We start from the raw sequence: 13,686 nt of genomic DNA, 5'->3' as shown, positions 1-13,686 counted from the left end.
TTTACCTCTCCATCTCACTCCAGGGATCTCTTCCCAGTTCTTCTTCCTGTCCTAAATCCACTAACATCAGTCTTTCGAGTTCCGCATTTCTCTGTTTGGCAAGACTCATGTACTGCACACGGTCTCTTCTTAAATCAAAAAGTTCATGAAAGGTCTCATCATCGTGTTTGAGAAATAAATTCTTTGCCTTTTCTGCCGTATAGGACCTAGTACCGAGTAGTCTCAATACATCCCTTCCCATAAGGACAGCCGTTTCTCTCGTTTCTCGATAGATGTACTGAACTCCCATTTCCTTCAGGTCATAGGCACCTTCTCTGTCTCCTGCCCTTGCCACGATTTTGATCTTGGGATAGTGTTGGCTCACGTTCCGAATGAGTTCCGCCTGTTTCTCTGGATTGTCTAGAGCCGCCACAAGGACTTTTGCATGTTCTAAACCCGCCGATTCCAATAACTCCAAACGAGTGGCATCTCCAAAATAGACTTTAAACCCAAACCGACCAAGCATCTCCACTCGATCCGCGTCAAAATCTAAAATGGTAATTCCGATGGCGTTGGAACGTAGGAATCGACCGAGCATGTTTCCAAACCTTCCAAACCCGCAAATGATGACAGGGTTTTCTTGTTTATGGATGTTTTGTTCTGTTTGTTTTTTGGGAATTTTGGATTCCAAAAATCCAAAAATGGTTTTCTCATATAACAAAAGTAAAACGGGAGTGAGGGCCATACTGACGGCCACACAAGCCACAAGGATGACTATAGTCTCTTGTTGGAAAAGGCCCAAACCTTCTGAATATCCGAAAAGCACAAAAGAAAATTCTCCCACTTGAGAGAGAGCTAAGGAAAAATAAAGATTTTGATCTAGAGGAAGTCGAAAAACAAGTCCCAGTAAAAAAAGAACTAAGGCTTTCGTAAAAATAATTCCAAACACAATTCCTAAAATTTTGGATGGACTTTCCATCACAACGGGAAGATCCATCGAAGCCCCAACACTTAAAAAAAATAATCCTAAAAGTAAACCTTTGAACGGCTCTATATTACTTTCTAACTCATGACGAAACTCACTACTAGCAAGGACCACTCCCCCAAGAAAAGTCCCGAGGGCAGCGGACACTCCCACAGAACCCATAAGCACTGAGATGGCAATGACGAGTAACAAACTAGCACCAGTAAAAATTTCCCGATTTCCTGATTTGGCGAGTAAACGAAAGAAGGGACTGAGTAAATACTTACCAACAAGAATGATTCCAATCACAACAGACAGTACCACTAAGGTTTTTACATAACCTGGCAAATGTTCAATGAGAGAATGCCCATGAGAGGAAGTTGTGACTTCCGAATCACTTAACATAGGGAAGATGGCAAGAATGGGAATCACTGCCATATCCTGGAACAAAAGAACTGAAAAAGCGGCTTGGCCTGAAACGGATTTCATGAGGCCTTTTTCTTTTAACGTTTGTAAAACAATGGCTGTAGAAGATAAAGAAAGGATAAGACCAAGAGCCAGGGCCGGCTTCCATTGGAAACCAAATCCAAAAGAAAAGGCAGCAGTAATTATTGTGGTGAGAATGATTTGTAATCCGCCGAGTCCCAGTAACCAAAATTTGAGCCGCCAGAGAAGGTCCAATTCCAATTCTAAACCAATAGCAAAAAGCATCATCACCACGCCAAATTCGGCAAAGTGCAACATATCTTTTCCTTCTGTTCCTACAAACCCAAACACAAAAGGACCAATCACAATTCCTGCAATCAAATACCCAAGCACCGATCCAAGACCCAGCCTATTTGCAATGGGAACAATGATAATGGCACTAGTGAGATAAATCAGAGCTTGAATAAAAAAACTAAGTTCATTCATAAATGCCACCTAACAATTGATTAATAAATTTAGAATAACGGTTGGATTCCTTTTGTAAATCCAGCTCAGTCAACTGAAAAGTTCCTTGAACCAAAAAGGGTTTTAGAAAATCCATACCGCAGAGTTCGGCGGTCCTACGAAAAGGAAGAAGAAAATCTTCAGTCTCATACCCATGAAACCCACTCTTCGAATACGCATCTTTTGAACCACCCGTTGTAATGACTTGTATCCATTTTTTTCCAGACAATTGGTTGCCCCCAGGTCCATAAGCCCAACCATCCTCAAGCACCATATCAATCCATAATTTCATGAGTGGAGGGCAACTATACCAATACAAAGGATGTTGAAACAAAATGATTTGGTGGTCTGCAATTAAGTTTTGTTCTGCCTTTACATTGATAGAAAAGTTAGGATACTCCTCATATAAATCATGTAAGGTGATATTTTCCGAATTTGGGATAGAATCCAAAAGCATTTGATTGGCTTTCGACTTCTCAAGTGCAGGGTGGACAAGCAGAATCAAAATTTTGGGCATACGGGACAAATTCACAAAAACCATAGATTGGTAAAACGTTAAAAAAAATTAGTTTTCCATTGACCTAGGTTGTAAATATCTTTCAGATTTCTTCTGTGACAGTACTTTCGCTTTTTTTCTCGACATTTGTATCCGAAGACCTGACTTGTATTGCCGCAGGACTCCTAACAAAAGAAGGGAAACTTTCCTTACCCTTAGCCATTCTCAGCACCGGACTTGGCATTTTTGTGGGGGATTGCCTTTTATATCTTTGTGGATACCTTGTTAGGCGAGGGATTGTGAAATGGAATTATCTTCAGAACCTTCAAAAGACATGGCAATCCACAAAAGTCCTCACAAATTGGAAACAACATTATAAAAAGTCAATTTTTCTTTCTCGCTTTTTCCCGGGGACAAGGCTCCCTCTTTATTTCAGTAGTGGTTTTTTTACCCTTCCCTTCTTTCCTTTTTTCTATATCAGTTTTTTTGCTGTAACCATTTGGACAACCGCCTTTGTTTATTTGGTCTATCTCTACGGGAACTTAGTCAGTTTGTATGGAAACACAAGTCATTCGATTCTTTTTAGTTTTTGTATTGGACTTAGTTTTTATCTCCTCTACAAAACCCTACGCATTGCCACAGATCCATCTGAGAGAAAAAAATTTTGGATCCTTATCAAAAAACTCAATCATTTGGAATTTTGGTCGGCATCCCTATTTTACCTTCCCCTTGTTCCCTATCTTTTGTATTTGGCTCTCCGTTACAGAGGCCTTCGTTATATCACAGCTGTAAATCCAGGGATCTTAGCTTCTGGAATTGCAGGCGAATCTAAATCAGAAATTTTAAATCTCATTCCAAAAGAGTCAGTGGCAAGTTATCTATTCCTTTCCAAAGAAGAAAAAGACTCACAGTCTCGGATTCAAAACTGGATGTTAGAGAAAAATTTAAAATTTCCCATAATCGCCAAACCAGATAAAGGCGAACGAGGCTTTTTAATTAAGAAACTAAACTCTCTGGAAGAATGTTCCACCCTCCTTCAAACCTATCCGATCGATTGGCTCTTCCAAGAATATTTAGAAGGCCCTTATGAAGTGGGTGTGTTTTATTATCGCGATCCCAGGAAAAAAAAAGGTAAGATTTTTTCCATTACAGACAAAGTTTTTCCCGAGGTTACAGGAGATGGAACTAGTAACCTAAAAACTCTCATCACAAACCATCCTAGATTTCAATTCCAAAAAGAAGCTCATATAAATCACAACAAACACCAGTTAGACAAAATTTTACTAGCAGGAGAAACCGTCTCTATCGGTTTCATTGGAAATCATATCCAAGGTTGTATGTTCCAAGATGGTAACAATTGGAAAACTAAAGAGCTAGAAACCAAATTTATCTCTATAGGAGATTCAGTTTCTGGTATTTATTTTGGGAGGTTTGACATTCGGTTTTCTGATCCCAATGAATTTAAGTTAGGACTTGGTTTTAAAATCATTGAACTGAATGGCGCCACAAGTGAGTCCACAAATCTTTATGATCCGAAGTTTTCCATTTTTGAAAGTTACTCTATTTTATTTCGCCAATGGAAGATATTATTTCAGATCGGTTATGAAAATTATAGGAAAGGTGTTTCCTTATATCCTTACAAAAAACTTTATCATTTGGTACAAAAACATAAAAAATATAGGGAGAACTTTTCCAATCGAGATTAAAGTTTAATCTAGAGGTCTAAACCATTTTGATCCTTAAGTTTTCTCTACAATAAAGGACTTCAGTCTATATACTTATTTAAATAAGGAATCTTTTTTCTTTCAACATACAAAAGATAAGTAGATAAGGAAAACACAACTAAAGCCAAAAAGAAAAGAAGCCCTCCATCACCTTGGACCACGATCCCCAAAAATACAAAATGAGACAATACAGCACCTAACATTAAATTAAAACCCATAAGGGCCCCAAACCAAACGAAGCGAGGAATTAACAAAAACAAAACACATAAGGTTTCCAAAACAGCAAGCCCATACCTTCCCCAAGGTTCCATTCCCAAAACAGAAAATATAAATTTAGATTCCTCGGAACCAGAAAATTTAAAATACAGTGTTTGCCCTATGATCAGCACTGCTACAAACCTAGCAGAGTGAAAGAGCATGGATCGAATTCCCGGTAATTTCATTTAGAACCCTCCGCCAATAGAATTTCTTTAATTTCTTGAAAACTTGTCCAGGGAATGAAATGGTTTTCTTCCTTTAGGATTTGAATCCTATGTTTTATCATTGGTTTCCATTTCGTAAAGTAATAAATGTTCTCCAGGGGAACCAACTTGTCCTCCTCTCCATGGACGGAAAAAATATCCAAAGGACGGTCTCCCAATATCGTTGTTAGTTGTTCTAGATCAGACTTTAGTGTATACATCTCTTCATTGCTATGGATCCAGGACTTAGGAAGGATCCATTGAACAAAGCCGAAACTTGCCAATTTGTTGTACCAATACAACTCCTCTAAACCAGGGTCAGCAGGACTAGAAAGTAAGATGCATTTCCAATCAACGGGATAGGAACGATCCTCCTCCATCGCAATGATAAGTGCAACAGGTCCACCATAGGAATGACCAACAACAATAGCTTTATCAAAAGAGAATCCTTCTTTTTTTAAATAATTGAAAAGCGTAAATTGGATCGCTCGGCCTTGGGCAAAAATATTCGGAAGAGATACTTGGTTCATAGACTTTCCGTAACCCAATCGGTCTGGAACTAAAATACAAAACTGAGTTTGTAGATCTTTGTCATTTAGGTAGGACAAAAAGTCCGAAGAAGAACCGGGGGATCCATGAATGAAAACCAGAAGTTTTTTTTGTTTTTACATTCATTGGATAAAAAATGAATTTCGGTTTGTTCTGATTGTAAGGTAAAACTTCGAATCGGTTCCTCACCTTCTACCGACTGGTTAACACAAAACAAAAATGGAAAAAAGAAAAGAGGCAAAAAACAAATTGGAATCCCTTTTCTCACCTTTATGTTCATTCTATCTCATCACTACTTGCAAAAAGAGCTCCTGATTCATAAAGGCGTTTAAAAAGAGCATTGGGTTGTTTGGAACTTAGGATGTCTGCATACTCAGGCAAAAAACCTTTTACTAAGTACATTTCAATGTCCGCTTTGTTTTTGATAGACACCAATCCACGCGGTTCACATTCGAAATATGATTTTACCTCTTCGTATACTTGGGATGAGATATTCACCTCGCCAGTCACACCAGAACTCTCTAGTCGGCTTGCTGTGTTTACCGTGTCTCCCCAAACATCATAAGCAAATTTATCTGTTCCCACCACACCAGCCACTAGTGGACCCATGTGAATTCCTAGACGAATCTCCCAAAAATCCCTTCCGCGCAGTGCATGGATTTCCTTTTGTTCTGCCATATAAGATTGGAAAGCAAGTCCACATAACACGGAATCAACGGGATTGGTCCGATTTTCATCAGGAATTCCACCCACAGCCATATAGGCATCTCCAATGGTTTTAATTTTTTCCAATTTGTATGCTTTGCACAAACGATCAAACTCACGGAAGATTGTATCCAATTCGCCGACAAGTTCTTCAGCATTCATCTTCTCTGCAATTTTTGTAAACCCAGCCATATCGCAAAAAAGAACTGATGCAGATTCATATCGTTTGGGTATGACACGAGCTTCTTTTTTTAATTCATCGGCAATGGATTCTGGTAAAATATTTAAAAGTAAGGACTCCGATTTTTTTCGTTCCACATTCAAATTCCGACTCAAAATAAAAATCAAAATTCCGGTAAGAATTTGGACAAATAAATAATTGCCACCGGCATCCAAATAACGATCCAAATCTGTTTCATAAGTGGTCACCCAATCTCTGTGATAAAATTCAGCCGTATACAATGAAGCTGCTACTAGAATATAAATGGAATAAACAATAAAGACATTGTGGTTTCGAATCAGGATGAGGGCAATGACAAGGGCCGGGATCAAATAATAATGATTTCCTCCAAGAGACCCACCGTTAAAAAACCACATAGAAGAAAGATAAAAAAGAATGGTTAAATTGAATGGCCAATACAAAGAAAAATAGATACTCTTCACTCGGCTTAAATAATACATTGCAAGCATAAGAAGGCCTGAGCCCACGTTAAGTGCGATGAGAATCACATAGTTTTCTAAATAGAGAACTCCAAACACCCCAAGCAAATTGAGGAGTCCATTCACGAGCGAAACTGTATTAAACAGTCGGTGTTCGAGGGAGTGTTTTTTAGGATCTCCGAGAAAGATGTATATCCATTTCATTGTAATTGGTAAGTATCCCTCTTCAAACGAAGTGGATTCAACCTTTTTTCTCGGTTTGGATTAGTACGAATTCAAATAGTGAAGTTGTTTACCCTTACAATACTTCTAAAATTGGTGTATTGATCGTTTCAATGTTACTTTGGCTGAAACAAACTTAAGCAGTACCAGGGGCGCTTACGTATCAAATTTTATAGAACTATATTACGTATCTTCGTATATCCCAACGAAGATACTTTTGCTTTGTTATCGAATTTATCTAGTTTAAAATCCTAACAAATTCACTTCTTCTAATTTACATTCATTTCCTTGTAGGGCAGCAATTCCATTACCATCAATGCCTGAGGATATAATAGATAAAGGTTTATTACAAAATGTTACCTCTCTCACATTACCAAAAGAAGCACTTAACGTAGCTGATTGGAGTACGGAAATATTGGTTAAACCTTCTTTACACTTCTCTAAAGATTCCTTTGTATAATATTTATCATCTTCAATACCAGAAACTGACTTTAAGATTTCAGGTGCTAGTGCTAAAGACAGAAAGGAATTCGCACTAGAAGAAGAAGTACTAGTTGCAGTAATAGATGGTTGGATTCTGATATATGCTGCCGTAGTACAACGGACAGCTAGACAATTTGAAGGAGCGATTGTAGTTGTCGCTGTTGTTAAAGCCAAACCCGCAGCAATTGCGCCAGCACAAGCACCGGCACTTGATGTATAAGTACAAGATGCTGTAGAACTTGTATTCGCTGTCTGTAGCACTTTAACTATGTAAGCCGTACTGGATGCAGAAACATTGGACCTAAAATATAATGTACCACCGGCCTTGGCATCTAAATCAACATAATTGTTCGCGGCAGGCAGAGTAAAATTTGCTGCGGTAGAATCATTCGCAGAACCTAAAGTTGCATTAGTTTCTGTTGGGCATATAAAATTTGTGTTGGAGCTAGAGGAACTAGTCGAACTTGCCGAGGAAAGAAGAAGTGGTAACGACAACAATCCTAAGTTACTATTCAAATCCCTAATTTGTTTTTTTGCATCCTTTCCTTTAACTCCCATCGGGGAGTAGACATTGGAACAACTGATGGAAGCGAATATCATTACTAAAAATAAAACTTTTCTCATATAACCTTCATTTTTTGACATAGTTAACATCCAAATTAGGGCTTATCTTTCGTCAAGTAATTCTTGTTATATTAAGGAATGGTTTATCTGGGAATGAGAAAATAAGAATCATTCCAATGAATCAACAAAAAAGCCCCTCCCCGAAGTATCCTTCGAGAAGAGGCAACCGTCTTTAAGGCAACTCTTGCCTTACTACAACTTAAGTGTTATTCAAAAGTCGTAATACAGAATTTGGCCGAAGACTGGCTTGCGCTAACATTGCCGTACCGCTTTGCACGAGAATTTGTTTCGTCGTGAGCGCTACCATCTCTTCTGCCATATCTGCGTCCCTAATCCTTGATTCGGATGCTTGCATATTTTCGTATGCACCCATGAGGCCTTTTGCAGTACTTTCGAGCCTATTTTGATAAGCTCCCATATCTGCTCTCTGCTTCATGATCTTGTTCAAGGCGAAGTCCGCTTTAGCAATCGCTTCATCTGCTTTTCCAGGTGTAGAGAGAGCAATTTTCACTGCCCCTTCTGACATCTTTAAAGCTTTCGAAGTCATAGTTCCAATGTAGAAACGCTCTCTTTGCCTGGCGTTTGCTCCCATGTGAAACCACATCGATGCCTTAGTTGACTTTCGAGCGAAGTCTCCTTCAAACAGTTTCATTTTATTGAACTCTGCTTGCGAAGCAATTCGATCGATCTCATCCACCAGCGCAGATACTTCTACCTGCACGAGCTGCCTGTCCTCAGGTGTGTAGATTCCGTTCGATGTCTGGATCGCAAGGGTCCGGATTCGTTGGATGATTTCCGCCGACTGGTCGAGGAAACCCTCTGCAGTCTGGATGAAACTCAGTCCATCTTCCGTATTCCTTTCGGCCTGACGTAAACCACGAATTTGTGTTCGTAGTTTTTCCGAAACAGCAAGACCAGAAGCATCATCACCGGCAAGGTTAATCCTTTGCCCAGTGGAGAGGTTCCTCATGGTCTTATCTACATCCCATTGTGTAAACTTGAGAGCACGATGTGATTGAATCGCACTCATGTTGTGATTGATAATCATTGGCCTACACTCCTTTGTGTATAACCAAGAACGGTATATGTTTCGTTCTTAGCCGGACAATCCCTGTCCGGTGTCAAGGATGAGCTTTCATTTTGCCACCTGGCAGGGGAAAGCCGGCTGATTATCTAATTACAACTCTTCAGTTACACTAACCACTCACTTCGTTAACTTTGATTAACGAAGGAGAGAAAGAACTCCTTGTGGACGAACATTCGCCTGAGCTAACATAGCAGTTCCAGATTGAACTAAAATCTGGTTCTTTGTGAAAGCCACAGTTTCTTCTGCCATATCCGCATCACGGATCCTAGACTCGGAGGCTTGGGTATTCTCATAAGCGTTCATGAGCCCTTTTGCAGCATGCTCAAGACGGTTAAAGTAGGCACCTAAGTTTGCTCTTTGTTTGCTAATGCGTGTTAACGCAGCATCCAAAGTTCCGATCGCATCGTTTGACTTGTCAGCTGTTGACAAAGACAAGAGATCTCCACTTTGACCTTTGAGATTCAGTGAACGTGCAGTCATTGTAGCAATGAACACTCTTTCTCTTTGGTGTTGGTTTGGTCCTAAATGGAACCACATGGAGGTAGCTCGTGATCCACGAGCAAAATCACCTTGAAGCAAATTCATTTTATTGAATTCTGCTTGAGAAGCAATTCTGTCCACTTCGTCGATAAGTTGTGAAACTTCAACTTGGATCATTTGTCTATCTTCGTCAGTATAAATACCGTTAGACGATTGAATTGCAAGTGTTCGAATTCTTTGAATGATATCATTCGATTCTTGCAAATACCCTTCCGTAGTTTGGATCAGGCTCATACCGTCTTCGGTATTTCTCTCTGCTTGTCTAAGACCATTCACCTGCGTTCTCATCTTTTCCGAAACGGCGAGTCCGGATGCATCATCACCTGCACGGTTGATTCGCATACCAGAGGATAGTTTCTCCATATTTTTGGAGACTTCCTCGTTTTGAAACTTGAGGACGCGATGTGAGTTGATCGCGGCTAAATTGTGGTTTATGATCATGGGTTTCCTCCTTGAAACTTGATCTGGCAAACGAGAGAATCCCTTCTCTCGCTTTTTTTTGTGTCTGGCTTTCAGGCCCCATTGGTGCCTAAAATCTCTATTTGTTCCCTTTGTATGTCGGTGATCGGATAAAAGAAATTAATTCGAAGAAATTGGGGTGTTTTTAGCGATTTTCGCAAGTAATTGCGATTTTTGGAGAGATTTTATCGACTTTAGCGTTTTATTTTTTTTAAAAAAAAGTTCTACTTTCCCCGTTACGAAGATCGGCCAATTCCCATTTTCCATAAGCGAATTTTGAAAAATGGGAGAAATTGTTCGGATTCCCCTATTTAGGGGCGGTTTGCGAGGGCGGAGAGAGTTTCCCAGTGGTAAGTAGCTTTTGCTTCCCCGGAAAATTTATGTTCAATTGTTTTTAGGTCTTTAAAGTTTTCAAATAAACTTGCATTTAACGCACGTATTGTGGACTCCATTGCTTGGATCCTACGTTTGTTTAATACTTCCTCCGGTTCTTTCGGTCCCGTTTCTGTTCCACCCGTATAATATGTGATGGTATCCACCGGAGCATTCGGATTTTCTTCTTCGGCATCTGCATCCGCTTCATCGGATTTTGTGCGAGGCAGCCTATATTTTTCCATGACATCTTGTAAGATGGCCACATTCCAATCGATCACGAGTTTATTTCCTTTTTCGAGAAACCAGGTTTGTTTCAAAGCAAAACGAATGTCCAAAAGTTTTTTAGGAGAAAACAATTTCCCATCTTTTGCCAAGGCTTCCACAGAATCAAAGTAAGGTGGAGAACCCACTTCACCTACTAGTTGGTAAATAAAGGCACCTGTTTCTTCCTGTTTCAAAACCTTTCTGTGGATGGGGATTTGTTCCCCTTCTCCATTAGAAATATAAATCACCACTGGTTCTCTATGGTCGAGAGAAGGATAAGAATAAAGTTGGAAGGGAACCAGTAGGCGAAAGGGATTTTGTTCAGCCAAAATAAAAAAACTAAAGAAGATAAGTAAGGAAAACCAAGACGCAAACAAAAATATAAAGTCGCGTGTGAGTTTGGTTTCTCCCGTTCCGATTTTGTAAAATCGGATGATTAAGACTTTTAAAAGTTTGCTGAGAGAACGAAGATATTCTTTAATCTTTTGAAGATGCGTATTCATGAATTCCTTTGATGACACTGCGTGCAATTTTCTTTTGGTAGTTTTTATCCCGCAGTCGTTTACTTTCCTCTGGGTTTGTTAGATACCCCATTTCCACAAGTACCGCAGGCATAAGGCTTCCTCGCAAGACGGAAAAATCGGCCTTTTTCACACCCCGCGAAGGAATGTCGGGACTCAAAGCCTTTTCATACTCTTCGGCCACAGCCGTTGCCAACTTCCGAGACCGCCTTTGGGTGACACTGGACAACATCTGGGATTGGATCTGGGAGACAACCGGGTTCTTGTGTTTTCCCACATATCGGTTTTCCAAAAGTGCCGTTTCTCGGGCGGCTTCCGTACTTGGACTTTGGGAAAGATAATACACTTCAAAACCGGCAGCCTTGTCAGAAAGCGAGGCATTACAATGGAAACTGAGGAAAATCACATCCCTTGTATCATTCAAAACTTTGTTTGCCAGTTTGGATCGGTCTTCTAACTCCACAAAACTATCGTTTTTACGAATCATCTGGACTCGGATCTCAGGATAGTATTTACGAAGATACAAATAGGTATAACGAGCCACACCGAGGCTCACATCCTTTTCAAAGGCACCGGTAGGGTCAGAAGTACCCGGATCCTTCCCCCCATGCCCTGCATCGATCACAATGGCTTTCACATTGATATTTCGTTTGGGGACAGGGTCTTTTGGGATAAGAACCCATAGTTCGGTGTCTTTAAACTCGTAACGTACATCATAGGAAATGAGATTGAGTAAAATAGCTTCCACAAGATCCAGAGGAAGATATACATCCTCCTCCTTTTTCAAAATGGCCTTGGGGATTTTGTAAATTTTACCATCCAGAGTGTAGAAACTGGACCCTAGGCGAAACTGGATATTCCCTTGCGGGGTGAATACAGACCCTACTCTTGTGAACTTTTTTAATTTGGTGGAAAGTTCGGGCATGATCGATTTTAAATCGGAAAATGCCAGGTAGTTTCCCTTTCCGTAAAGCGGAAGTTTGGCGACTTCCGCAATCAGGAAACTAGGGAAAAAACAAAAACAAAAGAGAACTAATCTTTTTTGAAGATAGAAAGAATTCGCTGCCAAATCGATTGTTTCTGTTTTTTAGATTTTTTGACTTCATTGATGTCGAAGAGATTTCGTCTTGGATCATTATTCTTTTGGTTCTTGTGTCCTGACTGGTTCTTCTTATGCGGTTGTTTTCCTTTTCCCTCTTTGGGATGGTGTCCATGTTTCATTTCATGGTGGGTCATTTTGGCTGGGTGTTTGTGATCGTCCCCACTGCCTGGATGATTCGGGTGTCCATGAGGATGGGCCATCTTAGCTGGTGGGTGGTGTTTGTCCCCTTTCCCCTTGCCGCGACCTCGGTCTCCACCAGAACGATCGCCGCGATCCCCTCTGTGGTCTCCACCACGTGTCGGTTTCTGGCCTCGACCTCCACGGTCTCCTCGACTTTCGCGTTCTTGGTATTTTTTCTCACCAGGAATGGTCTCTTCCGGAAAGGCAGGAGTGAACTCACCCTTAGGAAATTCTAAATACTCTTCGCGAATCTCCGCTGTAGGAATTTTTGAATTCAAGTATTTCTCAATTCGTTCCAATTCCGTATAATCGGTTTCGGAACAAAAACCAATGGATTGGCCTTTCCTTCCCGCACGAGCTGTCCTTCCAATCCGGTGCACATAATTTTCTGCATCTTGTGGGAGGTCATAGTTATAGACTACATCAATGTTTTCAATGTCGATCCCGCGGGATGCCACATCGGTCGCTATTAAGTATTTGTACTTTCCAGCTTTGAAATCTCTGAGGAGTCTGATTCGTTTTTTTTGATCTAGTTCGGAAGAAAGTCCAGTCGCTGTGATCCCAAACCGGCGAAGGGCAGAAACAATCTTTGGGATGTTCATTTTGTAATTCGTAAAAATGATTCCAAGCCCTTCGATTTCATTGTGTAAGAGCGAGTTTACAAGATAAGGAAGTTTTTCTTCTCTACCCAAATGAAGTAGAGACTGGTCAATCCGTTCTGTAATGACTTTTTCCGGATTGATATGTACTTCAATCGGATCATTCAAATACTTACTCGCAAGACGAACCACTTCATAACTAAGAGTGGCACTAAAAAGGAGAGATTGTTTTCTGTTTTTACATTTGTGGAAGATGTATTTGAGATCTTGGACAAATCCCATATCGAACATTCTGTCCGCTTCATCTAAAATCACCACTTTAACATTCTCTAAAGAGAGGCCATGATTTTTAACAAAGTCAATGAGCCTTCCCGGTGTTGCGACAATGATACAGGCTTTGTTGCCGAGTGCTTGTTCTTGGGACTTGTAATCGGTTCCACCAATAATGGTTGCTACACCGAAGTCGGTGAATTCCAAAAGTTTTTTGGCTTCTTCTGCGATTTGTATGGTCAGCTCTCTTGTGGGGGCAAGGACAAGTGCATAAGGTAATGCCTCTTCCTCTTCTGCCGACAAAAGTCTGTGGAGTGTAGGAAGTAAGAAAGCCATAGTCTTTCCAGTTCCGGTTTGTGCAAGGCCAGTGAGGTCGTTTCCTTCCATTGCGAATGGAATGGACTTGGCTTGGATGGGTGTGAGTTCTGTGTAGCCGATTTTTTCTAGGGCTTTTGTTAGAGACTCATGAAAGGGTAATTCGTTAAATTTCAT

At 40.4% G+C, this 13,686-nt stretch carries 12 protein-coding genes; 1 reads left to right on the top strand and 11 read right to left on the bottom strand.

Going from position 1 to position 13,686, the window contains the following annotated elements; all coding sequences use genetic code 11:
- Position 1: 1 nt before the first annotated feature.
- Both LEP1GSC195_RS01975 and LEP1GSC195_RS01970 read right to left on the bottom strand, forming a co-directional pair.
- Positions 2 to 1,855: a monovalent cation:proton antiporter-2 (CPA2) family protein gene (locus tag LEP1GSC195_RS01975; RefSeq protein ID WP_015679987.1), complete on the bottom strand. Its 1,854-nt coding sequence runs from the start codon at positions 1,853 to 1,855 to the stop codon at positions 2 to 4.
- A complete protein-coding gene (locus LEP1GSC195_RS01970) occupies positions 1,848 to 2,390 on the bottom strand; it encodes an NAD(P)H-dependent oxidoreductase (RefSeq protein WP_015680078.1) in 543 nt (180 codons plus the stop codon). Before LEP1GSC195_RS01970 ends, LEP1GSC195_RS01975 begins: the two co-directional genes overlap by 8 nt.
- 95 nt (positions 2,391 to 2,485) lie before the next feature.
- On the opposite strand from LEP1GSC195_RS01970, the gene LEP1GSC195_RS01965 reads away from it, so the two are divergent.
- Positions 2,486 to 4,075 carry a VTT domain-containing protein gene (locus LEP1GSC195_RS01965; RefSeq protein ID WP_015680139.1) on the top strand — a complete coding sequence of 530 codons (1,590 nt, stop codon included), beginning with the start codon at positions 2,486 to 2,488 and terminating at the stop codon, positions 4,073 to 4,075.
- 59 nt (positions 4,076 to 4,134) lie between these two features.
- Here LEP1GSC195_RS01965 and LEP1GSC195_RS01960 read toward each other — a convergent pair whose 3' ends face one another.
- From LEP1GSC195_RS01960 to LEP1GSC195_RS01920, 9 genes are all read right to left on the bottom strand, one after another.
- A complete protein-coding gene (locus LEP1GSC195_RS01960) occupies positions 4,135 to 4,536 on the bottom strand; it encodes a hypothetical protein (RefSeq protein ID WP_040506214.1) in 402 nt (133 codons plus the stop codon).
- Positions 4,533 to 5,162: an alpha/beta fold hydrolase gene (locus LEP1GSC195_RS01955; protein ID WP_015679932.1), complete on the bottom strand. Its 630-nt coding sequence runs from the start codon at positions 5,160 to 5,162 to the stop codon at positions 4,533 to 4,535. The genes LEP1GSC195_RS01960 and LEP1GSC195_RS01955 overlap by 4 nt, the downstream gene beginning before the upstream one ends.
- A gap of 217 nt (positions 5,163 to 5,379) precedes the next feature.
- Complete coding sequence (locus tag LEP1GSC195_RS01950) at positions 5,380 to 6,672, bottom strand: adenylate/guanylate cyclase domain-containing protein (RefSeq protein ID WP_015680177.1); 1,293 nt, start codon at positions 6,670 to 6,672, stop codon at positions 5,380 to 5,382.
- 261 nt (positions 6,673 to 6,933) lie between these two features.
- On the bottom strand, positions 6,934 to 7,818 hold the full coding sequence (locus LEP1GSC195_RS01945) for a hypothetical protein (protein ID WP_015679878.1): 885 nt from the start codon (positions 7,816 to 7,818) through the stop codon (positions 6,934 to 6,936).
- 178 nt (positions 7,819 to 7,996) lie between these two features.
- Positions 7,997 to 8,845, bottom strand: a complete 849-nt coding sequence (locus LEP1GSC195_RS01940; RefSeq protein WP_002974287.1) for a flagellin N-terminal helical domain-containing protein — start codon at positions 8,843 to 8,845, stop codon at positions 7,997 to 7,999.
- Between the two features lie 174 nt (positions 8,846 to 9,019).
- A complete protein-coding gene (locus LEP1GSC195_RS01935) occupies positions 9,020 to 9,865 on the bottom strand; it encodes a flagellin N-terminal helical domain-containing protein (RefSeq protein ID WP_015679940.1) in 846 nt (281 codons plus the stop codon).
- Positions 9,866 to 10,194: 329 nt separating this feature from the next.
- The gene (locus LEP1GSC195_RS01930; RefSeq protein ID WP_015679805.1) at positions 10,195 to 11,025 is read right to left on the bottom strand and encodes an LIC_10740 family protein; all 831 of its coding nucleotides are present in this window, start codon (positions 11,023 to 11,025) and stop codon (positions 10,195 to 10,197) included.
- Positions 11,000 to 12,112 carry an N-acetylmuramoyl-L-alanine amidase family protein gene (locus LEP1GSC195_RS01925; RefSeq protein ID WP_015680091.1) on the bottom strand — a complete coding sequence of 371 codons (1,113 nt, stop codon included), beginning with the start codon at positions 12,110 to 12,112 and terminating at the stop codon, positions 11,000 to 11,002. Before LEP1GSC195_RS01925 ends, LEP1GSC195_RS01930 begins: the two co-directional genes overlap by 26 nt.
- Entirely contained in the window at positions 12,076 to 13,686 is a 1,611-nt protein-coding gene (locus tag LEP1GSC195_RS01920; protein ID WP_015679869.1) for a DEAD/DEAH box helicase, read from the bottom strand. The genes LEP1GSC195_RS01925 and LEP1GSC195_RS01920 overlap by 37 nt, the downstream gene beginning before the upstream one ends.

It is taken from the genome of Leptospira wolbachii serovar Codice str. CDC (assembly GCF_000332515.2).
Taxonomy (GTDB): domain Bacteria; phylum Spirochaetota; class Leptospiria; order Leptospirales; family Leptospiraceae; genus Leptospira_A; species Leptospira_A wolbachii.
The sequence above is the reverse complement of the archived record's forward strand: the minus strand, read 5'-3'. Positions and strand labels throughout refer to the sequence as shown.